We start from the raw sequence: 25,482 nt of genomic DNA, 5'->3' as shown, positions 1-25,482 counted from the left end.
GGATCGACCTGGTCGCCACCTCAGACAGTTAACCCCGGATCTCCGAAGGGGGAGGTCGGATCGTGACGACCACCAGCTCCAAGGTTGCCATCAAGCCGCTTGAGGACCGCATTGTGGTCCAGCCGCTGGACGCCGAGCAGACCACGGCCTCCGGCCTGGTCATCCCGGACACCGCGAAGGAGAAGCCCCAGGAGGGCGTCGTCCTCGCGGTGGGCCCGGGCCGCTTCGAGGACGGCCAGCGTCTCCCGCTGGACGTCACCGTCGGCGACATCGTGCTCTACAGCAAGTACGGCGGCACCGAAGTGAAGTACAGCGGCGAGGAGTACCTCGTCCTCTCGGCTCGCGACGTGCTCGCGATCGTCGAGAAGTAATTCTCTTCTTCAGTACTGCTTTTGAGCTGCGCCCCTGGTCACCCCGCTGATTGCCGGGCGGCGAGGGGCGTAGCTCGTTTGAACCCGAGTTTTCGAGAGGGCTGAACCGCTCCCATGGCGAAGATCCTGAAGTTCGACGAGGACGCCCGTCGCGCCCTCGAGCGCGGCGTCAACAAGCTTGCCGACACGGTCAAGGTGACGATCGGCCCCAAGGGCCGCAACGTCGTCATCGACAAGAAGTTCGGCGCCCCCACCATCACCAACGACGGTGTCACCATCGCTCGCGAGGTCGAGCTGGACGACCCGTACGAGAACCTGGGCGCGCAGCTCGTGAAGGAGGTGGCGACCAAGACCAACGACATCGCGGGTGACGGCACCACCACCGCCACCGTGCTGGCCCAGGCGCTGGTCCGCGAGGGTCTGCGCAACGTCGCCGCGGGTGCTTCCCCGGCCGCCCTGAAGAAGGGCATCGACGCCGCGGTCAAGGCCGTGTCCGAGGAGCTCCTCGCGACCGCCCGCCCGATCGAGGACAAGTCCGACATCGCCGCCGTGGCCGCGCTCTCCGCGCAGGACCAGCAGGTCGGCGAGCTCATCGCCGAGGCGATGGACAAGGTCGGCAAGGACGGTGTCATCACCGTCGAGGAGTCCAACACCTTCGGCCTGGAGCTGGAGTTCACCGAGGGCATGGCCTTCGACAAGGGCTACCTCTCGCCGTACATGGTCTCCGACCAGGAGCGCATGGAGGCCGTCCTCGACGACCCGTACATCCTGATCAACCAGGGCAAGATCTCCTCGATCCAGGACCTGCTGCCGCTGCTGGAGAAGGTCATCCAGGCCGGCGCCTCCAAGCCGCTGCTGATCATCGCCGAGGACGTCGAGGGCGAGGCGCTCTCCACCCTCGTCGTCAACAAGATCCGCGGCACCTTCAACGCGGTGGCCGTCAAGGCCCCCGGCTTCGGTGACCGTCGCAAGGCGATGCTCCAGGACATGGCCACCCTCACCGGTGCCACCGTCATCGCCGAAGAGGTCGGCCTCAAGCTCGACCAGGCCGGTCTGGACGTACTGGGCTCCGCCCGCCGCGTGACCATCTCCAAGGACGACACCACCATCGTCGATGGTGGCGGCAGCCACGAAGAGGTCCTCGGCCGCGTCAACCAGATCAAGGCCGAGATCGAGTCCACCGACTCGGACTGGGACCGCGAGAAGCTGCAGGAGCGCCTGGCGAAGCTCGCCGGTGGCGTCTGCGTCATCAAGGTCGGCGCCGCCACCGAGGTGGAGCTCAAGGAGAAGAAGCACCGCCTTGAGGACGCCATCTCGGCGACCCGCGCCGCGGTCGAGGAGGGCATCGTCTCCGGCGGTGGCTCCGCGCTCGTCCACGCCGTCAAGGTCCTCGAGGGCAACCTCGGCCTGTCGGGCGACGAGGCCACCGGTGTCGCGGTCGTGCGCCGCGCCGCCGTCGAGCCGCTGCGCTGGATCGCCGAGAACGCCGGTCTCGAGGGTTACGTCATCACCTCGAAGGTCGCCGAGCTCGACAAGGGCCAGGGCTTCAACGCCGCCACCGGCGAGTACGGCGACCTGGTCAAGGCCGGCGTCATCGACCCGGTGAAGGTCACCCGTTCCGCGCTGGAGAACGCCGCCTCCATCGCCTCGCTGCTGCTCACGACCGAGACCCTGGTCGTCGAGAAGCCGGCCGAGGACGAGGGCGACGCCGGTCACGGCCACGGTCACGGCCACAGCCACTGATCGCACGCACCACGCCGGGAAGGCCCCGCTCCGCAGCCGCGGAGCGGGGCCTTCCCGTTTGCCTTCCCGGATGCCGTGCCGTTCGCCTTCGCCGTTCCGTGGTGCCGTTCTGTCCTGTGGCTGTCTTCCCGTGGTGGGGCCTCAGGCTTCGTACGGCCTACCCGATCCGCCCATCTGCTGCTGCAGGGCACCGGGGTTGTAGTGCCACCAGCCCTCGACGATCTCTCCGTCCAGGCAGCGGAAGGTGGTGCTCCCGGACATCTCGTACGTCTTCCCGGTCGGTGCGACCCCCATGAACGGGCCCTTGTGGGTGCCGCGCCAGTTCCACACCGTCGTGACCATGTCGCCCTCGGCCAGCTGGGCCAACGGCTCGAAGGTCATGTCGAAGGCGGCGCGCCACGTCTCCATGTCCGAGCGCATGGCCTCGCGTCCGATGACGGTGGACTCCGTCTTGCTGACGTCGTGGTCGATGTAGTTCGTCGCGAAGCACTCGTCGAGGACGCCCATGTTCCCGCCCATGGCCGCTTCCTCGAACACCCGCTGCGCGAGCTGCTTGTTGAGGTGCTCGTCGCGGACCACATCGAGGTTCATGAACTTCGGCATGCCTTCGCAGAGAGCCACCATCTCCTGGAACATCCGGTCCGTCTCGGGGAGTTGGGAGTTCTTCATGGCCTCCTCGTACGAGGCGAACTCCACCATGTCCACGTAGTGGTTCCGGGCCTCGCGGTCCTGGCCGATCATCGTGTGCGTGGCCGTGCGCCGGCCGCTGCTCTGCTCCGCCCAGCGGTCGATGAGCGCGTTCATCTCGTCGAACCGCCTGGTCTCGTAATCGATCACTTGTACGAATGTCATGGCGTCGCCTCCCGCGCTGGATGGGACAGGTCCAGTTTAGGGAGATTTCACCCGATCGGCCGCTTGTGGTAGGGCCTGGCGGGGTAGCCTCCAGGGCTACTGGGGGCCGTACTTGCGGCCCGTGCGCGAGGACATCCCGCCCAGCAGTCCGCGCGGGGTCAGTTTCACCACGCCCATCAGCGCCTTGTACCGCGGGTCCGGGATCGACACCGTTTTCCCGCGGGCCAGGTCGGTCAGGGCCGTGGCCACCAGCTTGTCGGCGTCCAGCCACATCCAGCCGGGGATGTTGTCCGTGCCCATCCCGGCCCGCTGGTGGAACTCCGTCCGGACGAAGCCGGGGCACAGCGCCATCAGCCGCACCCCGGATCCCGCCAGGTCCCGCGCGGCGCCCTGGGTGAACTGCACGACCCAGGCCTTGCTCGCCCCGTAGGTACCCCGCGGTACGAAGGCGGCCACCGAGGCCACGTTGATGACGCCGCCGCGGCCGCGCGAGCGCATCGATTCCGTGGCCGCCGAGGTCAGCCGCAGGACCGCCTCGATGTGCACCTTCAGCATGGTCAGCTCGTCGGCCATGGAGACCTCGAGGTAGCGGCCCTTGTTGCCGAAGCCCGCGTTGTTGACCAACAGGTCCACCGGGTGGGTGCGGTCGCCGAGGCGCTCCTCGACCGCCGCGATGCCCGCCTCCGTGGAGAGGTCGGCGACCAGCACGTCGGCCTCGATGCCGTGCCGGTCGTGCAGTTCGGTGGCCTGCTCGCCGAGCCGTTTCGTATCGCGTGCCACCAGCACCAGATTGTGTCCCTGGGCGGCCAGCCGCCGGGCGAAGGCGGCGCCGATGCCCGCCGTGGATCCTGTGATCAACGCAGTCGTCATAGGCGCAACCTAGCTTCCCCCGATGGCGGTGCTACCTCGCCCCGGCCCCTGCCCCGTACTTCTCCACGTACAGGCGAACACGCTCGTGGGCGCCCGGCTCCATCGCCTCGCCGGCGGCGAGGGTGAGCGGCAGCAGGTGCCGCTCGGTGGTGAAGGCGCGGAACCACAGCCGCACCGTCACCTCGTGGTCCGGCCGGTGGATGATCTCGATCGGGTCGCCGGGGGAGACCGAACCCTCCTCGATCACCCGCAGGTACGCGCCCGGCCGGGCCTCCTGCGTGAACCGCTTGACCCAGCCGGTCTCGCCCATGGCCCCCTGGAAGGTCCGGCACGGGATGCGGGCCGAGGCCACTTCGAGGACGAGGTCCGCGCCGACCCGCCAGCGGTCGCCGATCCGCGCGGTGTTCAGGTCGATGCCGGAGGTGGTGAGGTTCTCGCCGAAGAGTCCGCCGGGAATCTCGCGATCCAGCATGTGCTCCCACAGATCCAGGTCCTCGCGGGCGTACGCGTAGACGGCCTGGTGGTCGCCGCCGTGGTGGCGCCGGTCGCAGACGGCGTCGCCCTCCAGGCCGCTGCCGAGGCCGGTGGCCTTGGGGCCCGGGGCGAGGACGTGGACCGGTCCGGGGACGGGGCGCTTGCCGATGCCCGTCACCCCGCCCTCCGCGTCCGTGTAGTCGACGGCCGTGGCGCGGCCGAGGTTCACAGAGATCAGGTGCATGGAGCTCATGGGGCCACGCTATCCGGGGCCAACCCAAAGTGACATCGGGAGATTTACTCGGGAATCAAAGTAGGGCTTATGCTCGAAGGGTGATCGAAGCACGCCATCTCCGGGTCCTGCGCGCCGTCGCCGGGACCGGGTCCTTCTCCGCCGCCGCCCGCGAGCTCGGCTGCACCCAGCCCGCCGTCTCCCAACAGATGAAGGCGCTGGAGCAGTCGGCCGGCACCCCGCTGCTCATCCGCACCGGCCGCGAGATGCGGCTGACCCAGGCGGGCGAGGCGCTGGTCCGTCATGCCGCGGGGATCCTGGCCGGACTGACCGCCGCCGAGGAGGAGGTCGCGGCCATCGCCGGGCTGCGTGCGGGCCGGGTCCGACTCGTGTCCTTCCCGAGCGGCAGCTCGACGCTGGTGCCGACCGCGCTCGCGGCGATGCGCGCCGAGCACCCGGGGACCCGTATCTCGCTGGTCGAGGCGGAGCCGCCGCGGTCGGTGGAGATGCTGCGCGAGGGCGACTGCGACGTGGCGCTGGCCTTCCGCTACGGCGGCGCGTCCCATTCCGCCGCGGAGTGGGACGACCTCGTGGTGCGGCCGCTGCTGACCGACCGGCTCGTCGGGCTGGTCCCGGAGGGGCACCGGCTGGCCGGGGCGGAGCGCGTGGGCATGGCGGAGCTGGCGGACGAACCCTGGATCGCGGGCTGTCCGCGCTGCCGCCGTCATCTGGTGGAGGTGTGCGAGGGCGTGGGCTTCACCCCGCGCATCGACTTCGCCACCGACGACTACCCGGCCGTGGTCGGCCTGGTCGGCGCGGGGCTGGGCGTGGCGGTGCTGCCGGAGCTCGCGGTGGAGTCGGTACGGGCCAAGGGCGTGAGCGCGGTGGCGGTGGAGCCGGCCGTCGAGCGGGAGGTCGTGGCGCTGACCCTGCCCGACCTGGCCAGGGTGCCGGCCGTGGCCGCGACCCTGGCCGAACTGGAGCGGGCGGCCGCACGCTGACCCGCGTCCGCCCCCGGCGGCGGCCGGGGGCGCACACGTCGGACGGCCGGGTACGGCCGAACGGGTGAAACGCGGGCCGGGCGGCGACACGCCCGGGTGTGCTGGTGATTCGAGGAAACGTTCCTTCGGACGTTTCGGCGACTCTCAGTTCGGCGCGATCGGTCCGATCGCACTCGACGCGGGGATCAGGCGGTGCCGGGCGCGGCCCATCAGTTCCTCTCGCTCGTCCTCGGTGAGGCCGCCCCACACCCCGTAGGGCTCTCGGACGGCGAGTGCGTGCGCGGCGCATTCCGAACGCACCGGGCATCTCATGCAGACCTCTTTAGCCGAGGCCTCGCGCGCGCTCCTGGCCGCGCCCCGCTCGCCTTCCGGGTGGAAGAAGAGGGAGCTGTCGACCCCGCGGCAGGCGGCTAGCAGCTGCCAGTCCCAGAGGTCGGCGTTCGGTCCGGGGAGGCGGGAGAAATCTGCCATTGGTAGTCCCTCTTGGTGCCGGTACTGAGGCGGATACGGTCCATGTCTCCACACCTACTGTCGGAGTAGATGTAAATATGACTCATTGGGAATCTAGCCTCAGACACGTGCCAAACGGAAGGAAAGCCGCCAAATAGGGCATAGCTCCAGATGGAGGACAAGCGACTCGTGGCTCCACCGCCGTGATCGCTTCCTCACGTAGAGTGCTGAAGGTGTCCGTCCGACCCGTAACTCTTTCGAGTGACCATCGTTGAGAGTGCGAAGGCGGTTGAACCAATAAGTTCTCGGACAGGTGTCCGGGAGCATCGACCGCACAGGTGACGATACGTACCAGCCTGGAGGCTCAAGGTGACGCGCATCAGCAGCTGCGGAGGGCGGTCATGACATCCGTCCTCGTCTGCGACGACTCCCCGCTTGCCCGAGAGGCGCTCCGCCGCGCGGTGGCCACCGTGCCCGGCGTCGAGCGTGTGACGACGGCTGCCAACGGCGAGGAAGTCCTCCGCCGCTGGGGCGCCGACCGCTCCGACCTGATTCTGATGGATGTACGGATGCCCGGGCTGGGCGGTGTGGAGACGGTCCGTCGACTGCTCTCGGCCGACCCCGGCGCCCGCATCATCATGCTGACGGTGGCCGAGGACCTGGACGGCGTGGCCCTCGCGGTCGCCGCCGGCGCCCGTGGATACCTGCACAAGGACGCCTCGCGCGCCGAACTGCGGGCCACGGTCACCCAGGCCCTCGCCGACCCGACCTGGCGACTGGCCCCGCGCCGGCTCCGCTCGGCCGAGATGGGCGCCGCGCCCACGCTCACCGCGCGCGAGATCCAGGTGCTGGAGGGCATGAGCCACGGCCGGTCCAACGCGGAGATCGGGCGCGAGCTCTTCCTCTCCGAGGACACGGTCAAGACGCACGCCCGCCGACTGTTCAAGAAGCTCGGCGCCTCGGACCGGGCACACGCCGTGGCACTCGGTTTCCGCTGGGGTCTGGTCCGCTGACCTCCCGGTCGTGGCCGGGCCCGGCCCGGTCCGCCACAGGCCGCGGATCGTCGAGAGCGGTACCGTCCGCCACCCGCGGACGGGGCGGCACGTCGCCCTCGACGGCTCCTGTTGTCGAGGGCATCCCTGTCCCCGCCGTACCCGGTGCGCACCCGGGGATTGGCGGGGCACAATCCGGGGGACGTCTCGCTTCGTGCGCGATGCCGCATCCTTGAGGGTGTGGAGTCTCTCGGGGACTATTCGGCCGAGCGGGAGGGGAGGGCGCAGACGATGAGTTCCGGCGCACCTGCTCATAACGCTTCGATGCACAACAAGGGCCATGGCGACGCGGATGCTCCGGCGCCAAGGCACCATGGATTGATGCGCGACGACGAGGCCCTGGGGTCACCCGCGGCCACAGGCCCGACCAGCACCGCCAAGGGCGGCAGTGCCGGGGGCGTCAGCGCGCTCGTACGCAGGGCGGTGGAGGGCGACGAGCAGGCCACGCACGACCTGCTCGCCTTCGTGCACCCCCTCGCGATCCGTTACTGCCGCACCCGGCTCTCGCGACTGCCGGGTGACGCTCGTCACTTCGTGGAGGACCTGGCGCAGGAGGTCTGCGTCGCCGTCCTGATGGCGCTGCCGCGCTACCGGGACACCGGGCGGCCCTTCGAGGCCTTCGTCTTCGCGATCGCCGCGCACAAGGTCGCCGACCTGCAACGGGCCGCCATGCGGCACCCGGGCAGCACGGCCGTGCCCTCCGACGAGATGCCGGAGCGGCCCGACGACTCGCTGGGCCCCGAGGAACGCGCGCTGCTCAGCAGCGACGCCGCCTGGGCCAAGAAGCTGCTGGCCAACCTTCCGGAGAACCAGCGCGAGCTCCTCGTGCTGCGGGTGGCCGTCGGGCTGACCGCGGAGGAGACCGGGCAGATGCTCGGGATGTCCCCCGGTGCCGTGCGCGTGGCCCAGCACCGCGCGCTCAGCCGGCTGCGCGCACTCGCCGAGCAGTAGACGGCCGTGCGGGCCTCGCGGATCGCGCGGTCCACCCGCGGTCCGATGGGTCCGTTCCGTACGGTTCCCGCGCCGGGCCGGTGCTCTCGGCCGTCGGTCACAGTCGTAGGAAACGACGAAACTTCTGCTTGACCTTGGTCGTGGAATGAGACGCGTCGGGATCCCGTTAGCATGGACATCCGCGCTGAGCAAGACCATTTGGGAAGGTGTCATGACCGCCGACGGAGTGCCCGACAAATTCGCCACGCTCGGACTGACCTACGACGACGTGCTGCTGCTGCCGGGCGCGTCGGACATGTCGCCTGACGCGATCGACACCTCTTCCCTCATCTCGCGTAACGTCCGCGTGAACGTCCCGCTGCTGTCCGCGGCCATGGACAAGGTCACCGAGGCCCGCATGGCCATCGCCATGGCCCGTCAGGGCGGCGTCGGCGTGCTGCACCGCAACCTCTCCATCGTCGACCAGGCCAACCAGGTCGACCTGGTCAAGCGCTCCGAGTCCGGCATGGTCACCGACCCGATCACGGTGCACCCGGACGCGACGCTGCGCGAGGCCGACGAGCTCTGCGCGAAGTTCCGCATCTCCGGCGTCCCCGTCACCGACCCGGCCGGCAAGCTCCTCGGCATCGTCACCAACCGCGACATGGCCTTCGAGTCGGACCGCAGCCGCCAGGTGCGCGAGGTCATGACCCCGATGCCGCTGGTCACGGGCAAGGTCGGCATCTCGGGCGTGGACGCCATGGAGCTGCTGCGCCGCCACAAGATCGAGAAGCTGCCGCTGGTCGACGACGCGGGCATCCTCAAGGGCCTCATCACGGTCAAGGACTTCGTCAAGGCCGAGAAGTACCCGAACGCCGCCAAGGACAAGGACGGTCGGCTCCTCGTCGGCGCGGCCGTCGGCGTCGCCGGCGACGCGTACGAGCGTGCCCAGGCCCTGATCGAGGCGGGCGCCGACTTCATCGTCGTCGACACCGCCCACGGTCACTCCCGCCTGGTCGGCGACATGGTCGCCAAGATCAAGTCGAACTCCACCGTCGACGTCATCGGCGGCAACGTCGCCACGCGTGACGGCGCCCAGGCGCTGATCGACGCCGGCTGCGACGGCATCAAGGTCGGCGTCGGCCCCGGCTCCATCTGCACCACCCGCGTCGTCGCCGGCATCGGCGTCCCGCAGGTCACCGCGATCTACGAGGCCTCGCTCGCCGCCAAGGCGGCCGGCGTCCCGGTCATCGGCGACGGCGGCCTCCAGTACTCCGGCGACATCGCCAAGGCCCTGGTCGCGGGCGCCGACACGGTGATGCTCGGCTCGCTGCTCGCGGGCTGCGAGGAGTCCCCGGGCGAGCTGCTCTTCATCAACGGCAAGCAGTTCAAGTCGTACCGCGGCATGGGTTCGCTCGGCGCGATGCAGTCCCGTGGCGAGCAGAAGTCCTTCTCCAAGGACCGCTACTTCCAGGAGGGCGTGGGCGGCGACGACAAGCTCATCCCCGAGGGCATCGAGGGTCAGGTCCCCTACCGCGGCCCGCTCTCCGCGGTCGTGCACCAGCTCGTCGGCGGCCTGCGCCAGTCGATGTTCTACGTCGGCGGCCGCACCGTCGCCGAGCTGCAGGACCGCGGCCGGTTCGTCCGCATCACCTCGGCGGGCCTCAAGGAGAGCCACCCGCACGACATCCAGATGACGGTCGAGGCGCCGAACTACTCCCGTAAGGGGTAGCAGCCAGAGCCGGCGCAAGGGGCGGGTCCGGAGCAAGCGGGCCCGCTCCTCGCCGTTGCGGGGGCTCCGCCCCGAGCCCCCGCGCCTCGAACGCCGGCGGGGCCGGAACGGCGTCCGTACAGCGGTCACCGGAACGCATGCCCCCGGCGTTCGGGGATACTGGACGGGCAGACCCAGAGGAAAGGCCACCACACGTGACTGAGATCGAGATCGGGCGCGGCAAGCGCGGCCGCAGGGCGTACGCGTTCGACGACATCGCCATCGTCCCGAGCCGGCGTACCCGGGACCCGAAGGAGGTCTCGATCGCCTGGCAGATCGACGCGTACCGCTTCGAGCTCCCCTTCCTGGCCGCCCCCATGGACTCGGTCGTCTCCCCGCAGACCGCCATCCGCATCGGCGAGCTCGGCGGCCTCGGCGTGCTGAACCTCGAAGGCCTGTGGACCCGGTACGAGGACCCCCAGCCGCTGCTCGACGAGATCACGGAGCTGGACGAGGAGGCGGCCACCCGCCGTCTCCAGGAGATCTACTCCGCGCCGATCCAGGCGGACCTGATCCGGCAGCGCATCAAGGAGGTGCGCGACTCCGGCGTCGTCACCGCCGCCGCGCTCTCCCCGCAGCGCACGGCCGAGTTCTCCAAGGCCGTCGTCGACGCGGGCGTGGACATCTTCGTCATCCGCGGCACCACCGTGTCGGCCGAGCACGTGTCGGGCGCCGCCGAGCCGCTGAACCTCAAGCAGTTCATCTACGAACTCGACGTCCCGGTCATCGTGGGCGGCTGCGCCACCTACACGGCGGCCCTGCACCTGATGCGCACCGGCGCGGCCGGTGTCCTCGTCGGCTTCGGCGGCGGCGCCGCGCACACCACGCGCAACGTCCTCGGCATCCAGGTCCCGATGGCCACCGCCGTCGCGGACGTGGCCGCGGCCCGCCGCGACTACATGGACGAGTCCGGCGGCCGCTACGTGCACGTCATCGCCGACGGCGGCGTGGGCTGGTCCGGCGACATCCCGAAGGCCGTCGCCTGTGGCGCGGACGCCGTGATGATGGGCTCCCCGCTGGCCCGTGCCACCGACGCGCCCGGCAAGGGCAACCACTGGGGCATGGAGGCCGTCCACGAGGACGTGCCGCGCGGCAAGAAGGTCGACCTCGGCACCGTGGGCACCACCGAGGAGATCCTCACCGGTCCCTCGCACACCCCGGACGGCTCGATGAACATCTTCGGCGCGCTGCGGCGCTCGATGGCCACCACCGGCTACAGCGAGCTCAAGGAGTTCCAGCGGGTCGAGGTCACGATCGCGGACTCGCAGCACAGCCGCTGACGCCGATCCGTACGTGCCGAGGGCCGGCTCCCCCGCGGGGGAGCCGGCCCTTCGGCGTTCCGCGCGTCAGTTCTTGCCCTTGCGCCGGCGATCCAGACAGATGCCCCACGGGATGAGGAAGACACCCGCGAGGAGCAGCCAGGGGAACAACTGCCGCGCGCTGTCCTCGGGTACGCGGTAGTGGTCGTCGCTCACCACGTAGCCCGTCAGGAGCACCGACCCGCCGATGAGCAGCCCGGGCACGCCGAGCACCCACAGCAGCACGGTGAACCAGACCGAGCGCACGGCGGGAGCGGCCGCCGGCCGGGGTTCGGCGGGCTGCGGGATCCGCGACGGGTCGCGGGGCGGCATGCTGACCACCACCGAGGGCGGGACGGCCGCGTCGATCGCCGCCAGTTCGGCGGGGGTGATCCGGTGGTAGAGGGTCGGCTCGACGGCCACGGCGAAACCGTCGTGGCCGATCAGGTGGCGGGCGCCGTCCGGGAAGACCTGCATCAGGGAGCATTCGGTGTATCGGACCGTGGCTCGCCGACCCGGCGCGACCTGGCTGATGCCGTCCTCCGCCAGGCGCAGCAGACCGCCGGAGTCAGCCACCGCCGGGTGGCGCAGGCCGCCGACGACCTCCGCGGATTCGGCGGGCGCGGGCGCGAGCCCCGCCCAGTCCAGGCCGCGGCCGGGCACCTGCACCAGCGCGTCGGCCCACACGGCCAGGGCCACCTGGTGGAGGTCGCTCACGGTCACCGCCTCCAGCTCGGCCTTCGCCTCGGCGACGGTGAGGTGGTGGTGGCGCAGCAGCAGGTTCATGGCGCGCGCCGGGAGCATGGCCGCAGCGAGCTCGGGCAGGTCGAACTGCGCCAGAGCGGAGGTCCGTACGGAGTCCAGGTCCGCCTGTTCGATCCGGCCCGCCCGCAGCTTCGCGAGGACGTCGACGAAGGCGCCGACCATCGCGTCCTGCTTCTGAGGGAGGGCGTCGGCGTAGACGACGACGGTGGCGGAGTCGGTGTCGCGCGGCGCGTACTCGGCGGCGGCGGTGTAGGAGTAGCCGCCCTTCTGGCGCAGGGCACGGAACAGCTCCTTGCCCAGCACGTCGGCGAAGAGGCTCGCCGCGGTGGACCGGGGCACGACCGAGGTGAGGACGAGGGCGCCGTCCTCGCCGGAGAACCACGCGGGGGTGGCCGGCAGGGCCGAGGTGGCCTCGGGGGTCGGATGCCAGGCGCCGGTGGGGAGCGTGAGGTCGAGGCCCTCGGGGACGGTGTCGCCGGTGATCCACAGGACGGCGTTCTCGGCGGTGAACCGGGTCTGCGCCCAGGCGCGGACATCGTCCGCCGTGATTCCCTGCAGGCCGAGTTCGGCGTAGCCGGTGAGCCCGAAGGAACGGGATCCGTAGCGCCACAGGGCCGAGGCGTGTCCCGGTCCGGAGCCCCTACCGGCGGCCTCGGTGCGCAGGATCCCCTTCTCGGTGTCGAGCCGGTCCATCGGGAGGTCGCGCAGGGCGGCGCAGACGCCGTTCAGGTACTCGACCACGTCGGCGGGCGAGCCCTGGACGTGGAAGTGGGTGGAGGTGACGGCGGTGGCACCGTTGTAGTGCAGGTCGCCCAGGCCGTGCCGGTGGAGGGCGAGGTGCTCGACCAGGTGGGTGATCCCGCTGGTGGCCAGCGTCTCGTCGGCGCGGCCCACGCGGAAGAGCAGGCCGGCGGTGAGCGGGCCGGAGCGGGGGGCGAGGACGGTGCGGATGCCGTTCACGACGGTCGTGGTGACCCCGTCGTCGTCGGTCGTCGTCTCGGGGGCGGTGGCGTCGATGTCCATCTCGGTGCGATCCCCTCAGCCCTAGGCGAGGGCGGTCTTGCGAAGGCGGACGAACCGGGTCTCGTGATCGCCGGTCCCGATGGAGCCGTCCCGCCGACGCGGCTGCGCACTTCCGGGCCCGTCGTGCCTGCTCAGCGCCTCGTCGGCGGCCGGTGCCTCAGTGGCCGGCCTTCCGGGCCGTCTGGAAGGCGGCGTATGCGCCGATCGCGTAGAACAGGATCGAGATCGGGTCGATGTTGTCGATGTAGAACCGGTTCAGCTTCACGAGTTCGGTGGTGAGCAGCTCGGAGACCGGAATCCCTTCGTGCTCGGACACGTAGAGGGCCACGTCCAGGACGTAGCCGACGTACACGCCGGCGAGCGCCAGCACGGCGCTCAGGACCGGGAGGACGGGGTTGCGGCCACCGAGGCGGACGGCGACGAGGGCGACCGCGAGGCCGACGCCTGCGGCCAGGTAGCCGATCTGGAACGAGATCGCACTCATGATGCCGCCGTAGGCGGCGCCCGCGACGAGGGCCGTGCCCGCGGCCGCGAGGACCGCCAGGCCGAAGTTACCGCGGCGGGCCGGGGCCGGGGCGGCGACCGGGGAGTAGGAATTTGGCGCGGGCGGCGTGAAGTTCTGGCTCATGGAAGATCCCCCCAGGGAAACGCACGCACAACTGTCCATCGGACGTAAGTGCGGGATAAGTGACGCCGCAGGCTAGCAGCAGCCCCGGACATCTGTCGGGGGATTTCCCGGAGCTCAGAGCCGGTGGGCCGCCCCCACCGGGCTGGCGCCGCGGGTGTCCAGGAGCAGCTGGGCCTTCACGGCGAGTCCTTGCAGGTCGTAGGTGCGGTGGTGCTGGAGCAGGATCGTCAGGTCCGCGTTCGCGGCGGCCTCGTACAGCGACTCGGCCCGGGGGACCGGACGGTCCCGGACCCGCCAGCCCGTGATGTACGGGTCGTGGTAGCTGATCAGCGCGCCCAGGTCGATCAGGCGGCTGGCGATCTCGCGGGCCGGGGAGCCCTCCTGGTCGGCCAGGTCGGGCTTGTAGGTGACGCCGAGGAGCAGGACGCGGGCCCCGCGGGCGGATTTGCCGTGCTCGTTCAGCAGGGTGGCCGAGCGCTGGATGACGTACTGCGGCATCCGGTTGTTGATCTCCTGGGCCAGTCCGACCATGCGCAGGGGGTGGCCGGGGGTGCGGGTGGTGTGGGGGAGGTAGTTCGGGTCGAGCGGGACGCCGTGGCCGCCGACGCCGGGACCGGGGCGGAACGCCTGGAATCCGTACGGCTTGGTCTCGGCGCAGCGGATGACGTCCCACAGGTCGACGCCGAGGTCGTGGCAGAGCACCGCCATCTCGTTCATGAGGGCGATGTTGACGTGGCGGTAGTTCGTTTCGAGGAGCTGTACGGTCTCGGCCTCGCGCAGGCCGCGGGCGCGGACCACCTTCTCGGTGAGGCGGGCGTAGAAGGCGTGCGCGGACTCGGTGCACGCCGGGGTGAGGCCGCCGATCACCTTGGGGGTGTTGGAGATGCCGTGGGTGCGGTTGCCCGGGTCGAGGCGGCTGGGGGAGTAGGCCAGGTGGAAGTCCCGGCCCGCCCGCAGCCCGGAGCCGGCTTCGAGGATCGGGCGGAGGTAGTCCTCGGTGACGCCGGGGTGGGCGGCGGATTCGAGGATCACGGTGGTGTGGGGGCGCAGCCGGGCGGCGAGCGCGCGGCCGGCCTCGCCGACGGCGGAGAGGTCCAGTGCGCGGTCCGCTCCGAGCTGGGTGGGGGCGCAGATGACGGCCGTGCGGACCCGGCCGAGCTCGGCGGGGTTGGTGGTGATCCGGAAGCCGGCCGCCGACATGCGGCGGATCTCGGCGGCGGTGAGGGTGGAGTCCGTGACCGGACCGCTGTCGTAGCCGACCGTCTCGATTCCGGCGGCGACGGCCGCCTGGGCGAGTGGGAGGCCGAGATGGCCGAGTCCGATGACGGCGAGGTCTGCGGGCATGGGGGTGCCGTCCCTTCCCTGACATGAGGGGGCTGCCGCGCAAGTTCTCCGGGGGACACGGGAGCTGGCGCAATGTCAGACTAGGCGTATATATGACAGATATGTGGCATTCCGGAGTGAACGCCACCGTTGTGTTGTCCACAGGCGGTGGCTGATGTGGGTGCGTGCGGTCAGAATCGTGGAACGGGGCATGTGAGCGGGATCTCATCCGCACCAAACGGGAGGCAGCCGTGAGGACAGCGACACTGGGGCCGGTGCAGCGGGCCGAGGCCCTCGGCCGGATGGCCGAGCGGGAACTGGACGTGCTGGTGGTGGGCGCGGGCGTGGTGGGCGCCGGCACCGCGCTCGACGCCGTGACACGCGGCCTGTCGACCGGCCTGGTGGAGGCGCGGGACTGGGCCTCCGGCACCTCCAGCCGCTCCAGCAAGCTGATCCACGGCGGCCTGCGGTATCTGGAGATGCTCGACTTCGCCCTCGTGCGCGAGGCGCTGAAGGAGCGCGGCCTGCTCCTGGAACGTCTCGCCCCGCACCTGGTCAAGCCCGTGCCCTTCCTGTACCCGCTGCAGCACAAGGGCTGGGAGCGGCTCTACGCCGGTTCGGGCGTCGCGCTGTACGACGCGATGTCGGTCTCCAGCGGCCACGGCCGCGGCCTGCCCGTGCACCGGCACCTGTCGCGGGGGCGTGCGCTGCGGGTGGCGCCGGCGCTCCGTAAGGACGCGCTGGTGGGAGCCCTGCAGTACTACGACGCCCAGATGGACGACGCGCGCTACGTCGCCACGCTCGTGCGGACGGCCGCCGCGTACGGGGCGCACTGCGCCAATCGGGCGAGGGTCATCGGCTTCCTGCGTGAGGGCGAACGGGTCGTCGGCGCACGGGTGCGCGATGTGGAGGGCGGAGGCGAGTACGAGATCCGCGCGAAGCAGGTCGTGAACGCGACGGGGGTGTGGACGGACGACACCCAGGCGCTGATCGGGGAGCGCGGCCAGTTCCACGTGCGGGCCTCGAAGGGCATCCATCTGGTCGTACCGAAGGATCGGATCCATTCGAGCACCGGGCTGATCCTGCGGACCGAGAAGTCGGTGCTGTTCGTCATCCCGTGGGGTCGGCACTGGATCGTGGGGACCACGGACACCGACTGGGACCTGGACAAGGCGCACCCGGCGGCGTCGAGCGCGGACATCGACTACCTCCTGGAGCACGTGAACTCGGTGCTGGCCGTGCCGCTCACACGTGACGACGTCCAAGGCGTGTACGCGGGCCTGCGGCCGCTGCTGGCCGGGGAGTCGGACGCGACGAGCAAGCTGTCGCGCGAGCACACGGTGGCGCACCCGGTGCCGGGGCTGGTGGTGGTCGCCGGCGGCAAGTACACGACGTACCGGGTCATGGCGAAGGACGCGGTCGACGAGGCCGTGCACGGCCTGGACCAGCGGGTGGCCGACTGCGTGACGGAGGACGTGCCGCTGGTGGGGGCGGAGGGATACCGGGCGCTGTGGAACGGGCGGGCGCGGATCGCGGCCCGGACGGGGCTTCATGTGGTGCGGGTGGAACACCTGTTGAACCGCTTCGGGTCGCTGACGGAGGAACTGCTGGACCTGATGGCCGCCGACCCGGGACTGCGGGAACCGGTGTCCGGGGCGGACGACTACCTGCGGGCGGAAATCGTGTACGCGGCCTCGCACGAGGGAGCCCGGCACCTGGACGACGTCCTGACGCGGCGGACCCGGATCTCCATCGAGACCTTCGACCGGGGGACGCGGTCGGCGCGGGAATGCGCGGAGTTGATGGCTCCGGTGCTGGGGTGGGACAAGCAGCAGATCGAGAAGGAAGTGGAGCACTACGAGAAGCGGGTCCAGGCGGAGCGGGAATCGCAGCGCCAGCCGGACGACCAGACGGCGGACGCGGCGCGGCTGGGGGCGCCGGACATCGTTCCGTTGTAACTCCGGGACGCGGAGGGGGGAACCGTAGACCCGGGGCGCCCGTCCGTTGCGGAGTGAGGAAGAATGAGGGTTCTGCCGGGGCGGGTTATCGCGAGCCCCGGCCGCCGGGTCGCTCAGCCGCTGGGGCAGGCGGAGCAGCGGCACGATCGCAGAGGGGACGCATGTCGAAGCCGGAGCACACCGAGTCGCCTGCGGCGCAGCCTGACAGTGCAAAGTCTTCGGCTGGCCGCGTGCCTTCCGGGACGGGCTCGCCTGCCGGGCCGCCTGCGGCGAAGCCCACGGACACCGACGCGCCCGCGGCGGTGAAGTCGGAGCCGAGCCGGGCGGCCGAGTCGGGCGCCGAGGAGCGCGCCACCGACGCCGCGGCGGATGCCGAGCCCGCGGACGTGAAGCCCGCCGAGGCGAAGTCCGCAGAGGCGAAGCCTGATGCCGCGTCGGCGAAGTCGAGGTCGGGCAAGGCGGAGGTGGGGGCGAAGTCCGCCGATGCCGTGTCCGCCGACGCGCCCGCGGCGAAGGTCGCGTTGGGCAAGTCCGACGGGTCGGCAGCGGCGGAGCCCGCACCGGCGAAGCCCGCGTCCAAGCCCGAGGTCAAGCCGGCGACGAAGTCCAACCCCGTCGTCGAGAAGGCCGACGCCATGGCCGCCGCCGTCAAGGCCGCCGCGGCCAAGGCCGCCGAGGGCGGACAGGACGAGGGACGCCTGCTGGCCGGGCGGTACCGGTTGAGCGCGGTGCTCGGCAAGGGCGGGATGGGCACCGTCTGGCGGGCCCAGGACGAGACCCTGGGCCGGACCGTCGCCGTCAAGGAACTCCGCTTCAGCACCGGGGTCGACGAGGACGAGAAGCGACGCCTCATCACCCGTACCCTGCGCGAGGCCAAGGCCATCGCCCGGATCCGCAGCGGCGGAGCCGTCACCGTCTACGACGTCGTCGACGAGGACGGTCGGCCGTGGATCGTCATGGAGCTCATCGAGGGCCCCTCGCTCGCCGAGTTCATACGCGAGAACGGCCACCTGACCCCGCACCGCGCGGCCGAGGTCGGCCTCGCGGTGCTCGACGTGCTGCGCGCCGCCCACGGCCAGGGCATCCTGCACCGCGACGTGAAGCCGTCCAACGTCCTCATCGCCGGCAACGGCCGCGTCGTCCTCACCGACTTCGGCATCGCCCAGGTCGAGGGCGACCCCTCCGTCACCTCCACCGGCATGCTCGTCGGCGCGCCCTCCTACATCTCCCCCGAGCGCGCCCGCGGTCACAAGCCCGGCCCGCCCGCCGACATGTGGTCGCTCGGCGGCCTGCTGTACGCCTGCGTCGAGGGAGTGCCCCCGTACGACAAGGGGTCCGCGCTCGCCACCCTCACCGCGGTGATGACCGAGCCGGTGGAGCCGCCGAAGAACGCGGGTCCGCTGACCGAGGTCATCTACGGCCTGCTGGCCAAGGACCCCACCCACCGGCTCGACGACGCCCGCACCCGGGCGATGCTGGGCGCCGTCCTCGCGGCACCCGAGCCCGCGCCGGCCCCCGTGGTGACTCCGACGGCCGAGGAGACCCGGCAGATCTCGCTGGCCGACGCCAAGGAGGCCGTCGAGAAGGCCGCCGCCGACAAGGCGGAGAAGGCGGCCGAGCGCGCGGCGAAGAAGGAACGCGAGCGGCGCGAGCGCGAGCAGCGCGAACGTGCCCGCGCCGCGCTGAAGGCCGCCCGCAAGGCGGCGACGGCCGCGGCCGCCACCACGGCCGTCTCCGCCGCGGAGCCGCCGACGTCCAAGCCGTCCCCCGTCAAGGCCCCGCTCACGGACGTCATGCAGCGACGCACCATCGTGCTCGCGGCGGCGGCCCTGGTCGTGGTTCTGGCGGTCGTCGGCTCCCTCATCGCCTACGCCTTCAGCGACGACGACACGAAGACCAAGGACGAGAGCAAGGGCGGCAACGGCAAGCCCTCCCCGGCGGCTTCGGCCCCGAAGGACCCGGGCGCCGGCGGCGGGAGCGGGGGCGCCTCCCCGAAGCCCTCCGGGAACACCGGTGAGAACGGCGGCAACGCCAACGGCACCGCGGGTACCGGTGCGAACGGGGGCACGGGCGCCGGTACCGGCACCGGCGGGCAGCAGCAGACCCCGGCCGCGAGTCAGGGTCAGGGCGCCACGTCCGGCGGCGCCGGCGGCGCTCTCCCGGCAGGCTTCTTCACCGAGCGGAATTTTGGCTTCCACTTCACCATGGCGATGCCCGAGGGCTTCAGGCAGACGGGCACGGCCGGTGAGAACTCCGGCGCCATATACAGCCGTGACGGCGGATTCCCGCGGATCCAGGTCGACTACACCGACAAGCCGGGCGACGACGCGCGCCTCGCCTGGGCCAAGTCGGTCTCCGCGGTGGCGGGCAGCAGCACGAACTACCGGCAGATCCGCATCGACACGGTGGACTACCGGGGCTACCCGACCGTCGCCGACTGGGAGTTCGAGCGCGAGCAGAAGGGCATCAAGGTCCGGGTGCTCAACCGCGGGTTCAAGCTGGACGCGACGCACGGCTACGCCATCATGATCAGCTGCGCCGCCGACCAGTGGGACGGCCCGGAGTGCACCCAGATGCGCAACGTCGCCTTCGAGACCTTCCAGCCGCTCGGCTGACCTCGGGACGCGGGCGGCCCTGGCGACGTATCGTGTCGGAGGGGCCATGGGGAGCCCGCCGCACTCGGGGGAGGCGATGTGGAGGAGTACGCGGGCCGGATCCTGGCCGGCCGCTACCGCCTGCCGCTGCCGCCGTCCGACGAGTACGAACTGATAGAGACCCGCGCCTTCGACACCCGCAGCGGGCAGGAAGTCCTCGTGCGGCAGGTGCCGTTGCCGGAGGTCGTGGACGCAGAGCTGTTGGACGGGCCGCGGGCCGTGCCTGCGGCGCGCCGCTCGCCCGCCGATCTGCCGGCCGTGCGCCGCGCCATCGAGGCGGCGCAGGCGGCCGCTTCGATCCCGGACCATCCGCGGTTGGACCAGGTCTTCGACGTGTTCGCCGAGGGCGACTCGCTGTGGATAGTGAGCGAACTCGTCCCGGCCAGGCCGCTGGCCGCGCTGATAGCCGATGAACCCCTGAGCCCCTACCGGGCCGCCGAGGTGGCCTCGGACGTGCTCACCGCGCTGCGGGTGCTGCACGCGCACGGCTGGACGCACCGGAACATCACCGTCCGGACGGTGTTGGTGTGCGAGGACGGTCGCGTCGTGCTGACGGGCCTCGCGGCGGGCGCGGCGGAGGAGGCCCTGTGCGGGTACGACCCCGTCCCGAGCGCCGAGGACACCGGCGGCGGCGCGGGGTGGGGTACCGCCCCGGCCCCCGCCCCCACCTCCGCCCCGGTCCCGACGGCGCCCCCGATCGCCGTGTCCCCGCCGGTCCCGCCGCCGCGTCCCGCCCCGGTCCCCTTCCCGGACCCGACGCCGCCCGCCGCCGGACCGGTGGAGGTCACGTACGCGCCGCTCGTGGCCCCCGGTTACGACACCGGTCCGCGGTACACCGATCACATCACCCCCGATCGCCCGCAGGACCACCCCGAACTCCAGGCGGCCGCGCGGGCCGGGGTCGTCGCCGCATACCGGGCCGGGGCGCGGGCGGCCGCGGCCCGGGTGGTCGAGGAGCAGCGCCGCGCCGGGACGGCCGGCGAGGTCGAGTCCGGCGGCTCGCCGGAGCGCCGGCCCGCGGGATCGACCCTCCCGCAGGGGTACTCGTACCCGTACGGCGGCCCGGAGACCGGCGCCACCGCCCCCTGGCACGGCGCGACCCCCCGCCGGGCGGAGCTGCCCGCGGCCGCTCCCGAGCCGGAGCCGGATCCGGAGCCGGCCCCCGCACCCCTGCCGCCGTACGCCACGGTCCAGCCGCACCCGGAACCGCACCTGCAACCGCACCCGGATCCGGAGCCCCCGCAGGCGCGGTCCGAGCGCCCCGCCCTGCCCGCCCGGATCGCCCTGCCCCAGGGCTATCGGCAGGCCGAGGAGCCGAACCGGGCCGCCTCCGACCAGCCGCAGCCCAGCGGTTTCGACGCCGGTACCGGCCGGTCCGGCCCCCGGACCGGTCTGGACGCCGAGCGCGCGCGGCAGACCCGGATGGCCGTCGTCGGCGCCGTCACCGAGCGGTGGGCCCCGGAGCAGGCCGGCCCCGTGCACGGGCACTGGCAGCTCGCCGCCCCCGTCGGCCCCGCCACCGACCTGTGGGCGCTCGGCGCGCTGCTCTACCGCGCCGTCCAGGGGCACGCCCCGTACCCGGAGGACAACGTCGCCGAGCTGGTCGAGATGGTGTGCGCGGAGCCGCCCGCCTTCGCCGAGGAGTGCGGGGCGCTGCGGCCGGTCGTGGAGTCGCTGCTGCGCCAGGACCCCACCGAGCGGCCCGACTTCGAGGAGCTGCGCGGCTGGCTGCGCTCGCTCGTACGGTCCGCGCCCGAGCCCGACGCCGGGTTCGGGATGCTTCCGATGCCGGAGCCGGATCCGGCGCGGCTGCCCGTCGTACGCCGCCGCGGTGAGGTCCACGGGCGGCACCGCAACCCCTCGGCCCCGCGCAAGCCGCGCGCCCTCGGCCGGATCCTGCTCGTCGGGATCCTGACCCTCTTCGCCGGCGCGGTGGCGTACGCGATGCTGTTCATGCCGCGGGCCGCAGATCAGGACCCCGCGGGCGCCACCCAGGGCGGCACCTCGCAGGCACCGGCGAAGCCGAGCCCCTCCCAGGTCCCCACGGGCACGCCCGAGTCCAAGCCCGCCCCGCAGACCACCGCGCCCGTCGAATCGCAGGTCGCCCCGGCCCCCGCCCCGGCCGGGTACACGACCCAACAGGACCCGGAGCACTTCGAGATCGCCGTGCCCAACGGCTGGGAGCGTCGCGGAATCAATGAGTCCGGTCAGGTCCGGTACACCGACGGGCAGTTCGTGCTGACCGTCGTCCCCGGCCGCGACAAGGTCCAGGGCAATCCGGACCCGGCGGCCTACCAGAAGGACAAGGAGCCGGAACTGACCCCGTACCGGACCTCCACCTGGTCGACCGTCGGCGATGTGAAGACCACCAAGGTGGGTCAGCAACTGCGCGCGACGGGCCGGTACACGTGGATCGACGGCACCGGTCGCAACGTCTTCGCCCGCAACTACGTGGTGGCGTTGGGTGGCAGTTACCACGTCGTCCTCGTCACCGGTCCGGAGGACGAACAGACCAAGGTCACCGAAGTCTTCGAAAAGGCCACGGCGAGTTACAAGGCGGGCGGTTGAGCGGATACTGACGACTGATCAGTACGGCGATTGCGTCACAGTGCCGTCTTTCGGCGCCCGGGCGGTTCCGGCAGCCCCTCCGGGCTCCGTAATCTGACCTGAAGTGCAGAGAGCGGCGGGATTTCGTGGAACAGCAGACAGGTGGGGGCGACGTGCTGGCGGGCCGGTACCGGCTCGTCGAGCCGATCGGCCGGGGCGGCATGGGCAAGGTGTGGCGTGCGCATGACGAGCTGCTCCACAGGACCGTCGCCGTCAAGGAACTGACGGCGGGTCTGTACGTGGCCCAGGCCGACCGGGACGTCATGCACGCCCGGACGCAGAAGGAGGCCCGGGCCGCGGCCCGGATCCAGCACCCGGCGGTCGTCACCGTCCACGACGTCCTCGAACACGACGACCGGCCGTGGATCGTCATGGAGTACATCGACGGGCCCTCCCTCGCGGACGCGGCCAAGGCCGCCGGGCGGATCGAGCCCCGCGAGGCGGCCCGGATCGGGCTGCACGTGCTGGGCGCGCTGCGCGCCGCGCACGCGGTCGGCGTACTGCACCGCGACGTGAAGCCGGGCAACGTACTCCTGGCCAAGGACGGCCGGGTGCTGCTCACGGACTTCGGGATCGCCGCGATCGAGGGCGACTCGTCGATCACGCGCACCGGCGAGATCGTCGGCTCCATCGACTACCTGGCTCCCGAGCGCGTCACCGGCGGGCACCCCGACCCGTCCTCGGACCTGTGGTCGCTCGGTGCCACCCTCTTCACGGCGGTGGAGGCCCGTTCGCCGTTCCGTCGCACCTCACCGATCTCCAGCCTGCAGGCCGTGGTCAACGACGAGCCGCCGGCGCTGCGCCAGGCCGGGGCGCTCGGACCGGTCATCACCGCCCTGCTGCGCAAGGACCCGACGGAGCGCCCCTCGGCCGCGGAGGCCGAGCGGATGCTGCTGGAGGCGATGGAGGGCCGCGAGCCGAAGGCCGCGCAGGCGTACGTGCCCACCCGTGCGGTGACCTCGGAGGAACTCGCCCCGGCGCAGCAGCCGGCCGAGGCGCCGGCGCCGCAGGGCGAGGTCGGGCCGACGACCGCGCTGCCGGAGCCCCCCACCCGCCCGCCCACGGCGGCGACGGTGGCGACGCCGGCTTCCTCGGCCGGCCCGGCCCGGGGCTGGGGCGGGCGTGCCGTGGTCGTGGCCCTGGTGGCGGCGCTGCTCGGCGGGGGCGGGGTGTTCGGGGTGCTCAAGTACACCGGGGACCAGGGCAAGGAGGGTGACCCGGACAAGGTCGCCTCCTCGACCGGCGGACAGTCGGGCGACGACGGGAAGCCGCAGACGGCACCCCCGCCGGCCGGCTACAAGAAGGTCGTCGACCCCCTCGCCGGTTTCACCCTGTTCGTCCCGGAGGGCTGGACGCGCAAGGCGAACGGCGACCAGATCGACTACACCCCGGACGACGGCAAGCACTTCGTCCGGATCGCCGCCGACCCCACCCCGGACTACCGGGACCCGCTCGCGCACCTGCTCGACCTGGAGAAGCAGGTGTCCCTGCGGACGGACTACAAGAAGGTGCGGCTGAACCAGAACACCTTCCGGGACAGCACCCGGGCCGCGCTCTGGGACTTCACCTATACGGAGAAGCAGAACCACCCCGGCCCGCGCCGCGCCAAGGAGCAGATGTACATCGCACCGGACGGCACGGAGTACGCGATCTACATCTCCAGCCCGATCGCGAGCTGGGCCACGACCGAGCAGCAGTTCGACGTCGTGCTCAGCGGCTGGGAGCCGCCCGCCAAGAAGTCCTGATCGCCACCGATCCGGGCATCTTGCCAGCGATCGCTGGCGGAAATGACAAAATCCGGTTACCGGCGGGTACCCAAAGGCTGTCGGGCGCAATACGCTCACCGGCATGACGGACTCGCAGGCCCCCGCCGCCCCCCTCCGGACCGCACCGGAGCCCACCAACCCGGTCGCCCCGGCCCCGGCCGGTGCCCGCACCGCCGCCGATGTGGTGACCCCCGACCTGGTCGCCCGGCTGACCCGCGGAGTGATCGGATCCGGCCGCACCGCCAACCACACCCCCTTCACCGGGGACCGGCTGGCGGAGCTCCCGGAGGCCACCCCCGAGGACGTGGCCGAGGCCTTCGAGCGGGCCCGCGCCGCCCAGCCCGCCTGGGCGGCGGTCCCCGCCCGCCGGCGCGCGGCCGTCCTGCTGCGCTTCCACGACCTGGTCCTCGCCCGCCAGGCCGAGATCCTCGACCTGATCCAGCTGGAGACCGGCAAGGCCCGCCTGCACGCGCACGAGGAGGTCCAGGCGGTCGCCGTCTCGGCCCGTCACTACGGCCGCAAGGCACCCTCGTACCTGCGCCCCAAGGGCCACACGGGCGCCATGCCCACCCTCACCAAGGTCACCGAGCTGCGCCAGCCGCGCGGGGTCGTCGGCCAGATCGCCCCCTGGAACTACCCCCTCGAACTGTCGGTCGGTGACGCCCTGCCCGCCTTCGTCTCCGGCAACGCGCTGGTCATGAAGCCCGACACCGAGACCGCGCTGACCGCCCTGTGGGCCCGCGACCTGCTGATCGAGGCCGGACTGCCCGCCGAGGTCTTCCAGATCGTGCTCGGCGAGGGCCCCGTCGTCGGCCCCGAGGTGGTCCGGCACGCGGACTACGTCTCCTTCACCGGCTCCACCCGCACCGGCCGCGAGGTCGCCCGGGGCGCGGCCGACCGCCTCGTCGGGGTCTCCCTCGAACTCGGCGGCAAGAACGCCATGCTCGTGCTGCACGACGCCGACATCGAGAAGGCCGCAGCCGGCGCCGTCCGCGCCTGCTTCTCCTCCGCCGGCCAGCTCTGCATCTCCATCGAGCGGCTCTACGTCCACGCCTCGATCGCCGACGCCTTCGTCGAGCGCTTCGCCGCCCGTACGAAGGCCATGCGGCTCGGCGCCTCCCTCGCGTACGGCGCCGACATGGGCTCCCTCGTCGGCGAGCGGCAGCTGGAGACCGTACAGCGGCACGTGGACGAAGCCGTCGCCAAGGGCGCCACCCTCGTCGCCGGCGGCACCGCCCGCCCCGACATCGGCCCGCTCTTCTACGAGCCCACCATCCTCGACGGAGTCGAGGCCCCCATGGCGGTGTGCGGCGAGGAGACCTTCGGACCGGTCGTCTCCATCTACCGCTTCACCGACGAGGACCAGGCGATCGCCGAGGCCAACGCCACCGCCTACGGCCTGAACTCCAGCGTCTGGACCAAGGACTCCCGCCGCGGTCACGCCGTCGCCGCCCGCCTGCGCACCGGCACCGTCAACATCAACGAGGGCTACGCCCCCGCCTACGGAAGCGCCCAGGCGCCCATGGGCGGCATGAAGGACTCCGGCCTCGGCCGCCGCCACGGCTCCGAGGGCATCCTCAAGTACACCGAGGCCCAGACGGTCGCCCACCAGCGGCTGCTCCCGATGGCCCCCTCGCTGGGCATGGACGACGAGAAGTACGCGGCGTTCATGACCCGCAGCCTCCAGGTCATGAAGGCCCTCCGACTCCGCTAA

Annotated in this window: 19 protein-coding genes; 12 read left to right on the top strand and 7 right to left on the bottom strand. The window is 71.8% G+C overall.

The genetic code is table 11. From position 1 onward, the window contains the following. The first annotated feature begins 62 nt into the window (after positions 1–62). Together groES and groL are read left to right on the top strand one after the other, a co-directional pair. Positions 63–371 carry a co-chaperone GroES gene (gene groES, locus ACWG52_RS15315; RefSeq protein WP_030389102.1) on the top strand — a complete coding sequence of 103 codons (309 nt, stop codon included), beginning with the start codon at positions 63–65 and terminating at the stop codon, positions 369–371. A gap of 114 nt (positions 372–485) precedes the next feature. After that, a complete protein-coding gene (gene groL, locus ACWG52_RS15310) occupies positions 486–2,114 on the top strand; it encodes a chaperonin GroEL (RefSeq protein ID WP_033219457.1) in 1,629 nt (542 codons plus the stop codon). 141 nt (positions 2,115–2,255) lie between these two features. On the opposite strand, the gene ACWG52_RS15305 is transcribed toward groL, so the two are convergent. The 3 genes from ACWG52_RS15305 to ACWG52_RS15295 all read right to left on the bottom strand — a co-directional run bounded on the left by ACWG52_RS15305 (position 2,256) and on the right by ACWG52_RS15295 (position 4,554). Beyond that, a complete protein-coding gene (locus ACWG52_RS15305) occupies positions 2,256–2,966 on the bottom strand; it encodes an ester cyclase (RefSeq protein WP_389807761.1) in 711 nt (236 codons plus the stop codon). Between the two features lie 96 nt (positions 2,967–3,062). Continuing rightward, positions 3,063–3,836 carry an SDR family NAD(P)-dependent oxidoreductase gene (locus ACWG52_RS15300; protein ID WP_033219461.1) on the bottom strand — a complete coding sequence of 258 codons (774 nt, stop codon included), beginning with the start codon at positions 3,834–3,836 and terminating at the stop codon, positions 3,063–3,065. Between the two features lie 31 nt (positions 3,837–3,867). Continuing rightward, positions 3,868–4,554 carry an MOSC domain-containing protein gene (locus ACWG52_RS15295; protein WP_389808244.1) on the bottom strand — a complete coding sequence of 229 codons (687 nt, stop codon included), beginning with the start codon at positions 4,552–4,554 and terminating at the stop codon, positions 3,868–3,870. 89 nt (positions 4,555–4,643) lie between these two features. Here ACWG52_RS15295 and ACWG52_RS15290 point away from each other — a divergent pair, with 89 nt between their 5' ends. Continuing rightward, positions 4,644–5,543: a LysR substrate-binding domain-containing protein gene (locus tag ACWG52_RS15290; protein ID WP_161290243.1), complete on the top strand. Its 900-nt coding sequence runs from the start codon at positions 4,644–4,646 to the stop codon at positions 5,541–5,543. A gap of 144 nt (positions 5,544–5,687) precedes the next feature. Here ACWG52_RS15290 and ACWG52_RS15285 read toward each other — a convergent pair whose 3' ends face one another. Then, positions 5,688–6,014: a WhiB family transcriptional regulator gene (locus ACWG52_RS15285; RefSeq protein WP_030011164.1), complete on the bottom strand. Its 327-nt coding sequence runs from the start codon at positions 6,012–6,014 to the stop codon at positions 5,688–5,690. Between the two features lie 380 nt (positions 6,015–6,394). Between ACWG52_RS15285 and ACWG52_RS15280 the strand changes: the two genes are divergently transcribed. The 4 genes from ACWG52_RS15280 (at position 6,395) to ACWG52_RS15265 (ending at position 11,026) form a co-directional block, all read left to right on the top strand. Then, positions 6,395–7,006 (top strand): response regulator transcription factor, encoded by a 612-nt coding sequence (locus tag ACWG52_RS15280; protein ID WP_003948568.1) that lies wholly within the window; start codon positions 6,395–6,397, stop codon positions 7,004–7,006. A gap of 360 nt (positions 7,007–7,366) precedes the next feature. Beyond that, complete coding sequence (locus ACWG52_RS15275) at positions 7,367–7,996, top strand: sigma-70 family RNA polymerase sigma factor (protein WP_375938076.1); 630 nt, start codon at positions 7,367–7,369, stop codon at positions 7,994–7,996. A gap of 211 nt (positions 7,997–8,207) precedes the next feature. After that, complete coding sequence (gene guaB, locus ACWG52_RS15270; RefSeq protein ID WP_389807756.1) at positions 8,208–9,707, top strand: IMP dehydrogenase; 1,500 nt, start codon at positions 8,208–8,210, stop codon at positions 9,705–9,707. Positions 9,708–9,901: 194 nt separating this feature from the next. Then, on the top strand, positions 9,902–11,026 hold the full coding sequence (locus ACWG52_RS15265) for a GuaB3 family IMP dehydrogenase-related protein (RefSeq protein ID WP_030767410.1): 1,125 nt from the start codon (positions 9,902–9,904) through the stop codon (positions 11,024–11,026). Positions 11,027–11,092: 66 nt separating this feature from the next. Here ACWG52_RS15265 and ACWG52_RS15260 read toward each other — a convergent pair whose 3' ends face one another. The 3 genes from ACWG52_RS15260 to ACWG52_RS15250 all read right to left on the bottom strand — a co-directional run bounded on the left by ACWG52_RS15260 (position 11,093) and on the right by ACWG52_RS15250 (position 14,804). After that, on the bottom strand, positions 11,093–12,832 hold the full coding sequence (locus ACWG52_RS15260; RefSeq protein ID WP_453128914.1) for a M16 family metallopeptidase: 1,740 nt from the start codon (positions 12,830–12,832) through the stop codon (positions 11,093–11,095). Positions 12,833–12,989: 157 nt separating this feature from the next. Beyond that, positions 12,990–13,460: a hypothetical protein gene (locus tag ACWG52_RS15255; protein ID WP_389807751.1), complete on the bottom strand. Its 471-nt coding sequence runs from the start codon at positions 13,458–13,460 to the stop codon at positions 12,990–12,992. Between the two features lie 114 nt (positions 13,461–13,574). Beyond that, a complete protein-coding gene (locus tag ACWG52_RS15250; RefSeq protein WP_033219475.1) occupies positions 13,575–14,804 on the bottom strand; it encodes a nucleotide sugar dehydrogenase in 1,230 nt (409 codons plus the stop codon). 230 nt (positions 14,805–15,034) lie between these two features. On the opposite strand from ACWG52_RS15250, the gene ACWG52_RS15245 reads away from it, so the two are divergent. From ACWG52_RS15245 to ACWG52_RS15225, 5 genes are all read left to right on the top strand, one after another. After that, the gene (locus tag ACWG52_RS15245; protein ID WP_389807748.1) at positions 15,035–16,741 is read left to right on the top strand and encodes a glycerol-3-phosphate dehydrogenase/oxidase; all 1,707 of its coding nucleotides are present in this window, start codon (positions 15,035–15,037) and stop codon (positions 16,739–16,741) included. 230 nt (positions 16,742–16,971) lie between these two features. Further along, positions 16,972–19,356, top strand: a complete 2,385-nt coding sequence (locus tag ACWG52_RS15240) for a protein kinase domain-containing protein (protein ID WP_453128913.1) — start codon at positions 16,972–16,974, stop codon at positions 19,354–19,356. 78 nt (positions 19,357–19,434) lie between these two features. Further along, the gene (locus ACWG52_RS15235) at positions 19,435–21,963 is read left to right on the top strand and encodes a protein kinase (protein ID WP_453128912.1); all 2,529 of its coding nucleotides are present in this window, start codon (positions 19,435–19,437) and stop codon (positions 21,961–21,963) included. 125 nt (positions 21,964–22,088) lie between these two features. Beyond that, the gene (locus ACWG52_RS15230) at positions 22,089–23,747 is read left to right on the top strand and encodes a serine/threonine-protein kinase (RefSeq protein ID WP_389807739.1); all 1,659 of its coding nucleotides are present in this window, start codon (positions 22,089–22,091) and stop codon (positions 23,745–23,747) included. 103 nt (positions 23,748–23,850) lie between these two features. Further along, positions 23,851–25,482, top strand: a complete 1,632-nt coding sequence (locus tag ACWG52_RS15225; protein WP_389807737.1) for a succinic semialdehyde dehydrogenase — start codon at positions 23,851–23,853, stop codon at positions 25,480–25,482.

The organism is Streptomyces sp. CLCI03 (assembly GCF_053615355.1).
This window is presented reverse-complemented; position numbering and strand designations above follow the sequence as displayed.

Coding starts and splice junctions, on each gene's coding strand:
- ACWG52_RS15255 (WP_389807751.1), bottom strand. CDS start 13,460: ATGAGCCAGAACTTCACGCCGCCCGCGCCAAATTCCTACTCCCCGGTC.
- ACWG52_RS15300 (WP_033219461.1), bottom strand. CDS start 3,836: ATGACGACTGCGTTGATCACAGGATCCACGGCGGGCATCGGCGCCGCC.
- guaB (WP_389807756.1), top strand. CDS start 8,208: ATGACCGCCGACGGAGTGCCCGACAAATTCGCCACGCTCGGACTGACC.
- ACWG52_RS15275 (WP_375938076.1), top strand. CDS start 7,367: ATGCGCGACGACGAGGCCCTGGGGTCACCCGCGGCCACAGGCCCGACC.
- ACWG52_RS15285 (WP_030011164.1), bottom strand. CDS start 6,014: ATGGCAGATTTCTCCCGCCTCCCCGGACCGAACGCCGACCTCTGGGAC.
- ACWG52_RS15225 (WP_389807737.1), top strand. CDS start 23,851: ATGACGGACTCGCAGGCCCCCGCCGCCCCCCTCCGGACCGCACCGGAG.
- ACWG52_RS15260 (WP_453128914.1), bottom strand. CDS start 12,832: ATGGACATCGACGCCACCGCCCCCGAGACGACGACCGACGACGACGGG.
- ACWG52_RS15295 (WP_389808244.1), bottom strand. CDS start 4,554: ATGCACCTGATCTCTGTGAACCTCGGCCGCGCCACGGCCGTCGACTAC.
- ACWG52_RS15280 (WP_003948568.1), top strand. CDS start 6,395: ATGACATCCGTCCTCGTCTGCGACGACTCCCCGCTTGCCCGAGAGGCG.
- ACWG52_RS15250 (WP_033219475.1), bottom strand. CDS start 14,804: ATGCCCGCAGACCTCGCCGTCATCGGACTCGGCCATCTCGGCCTCCCA.
- groL (WP_033219457.1), top strand. CDS start 486: ATGGCGAAGATCCTGAAGTTCGACGAGGACGCCCGTCGCGCCCTCGAG.
- ACWG52_RS15305 (WP_389807761.1), bottom strand. CDS start 2,966: ATGACATTCGTACAAGTGATCGATTACGAGACCAGGCGGTTCGACGAG.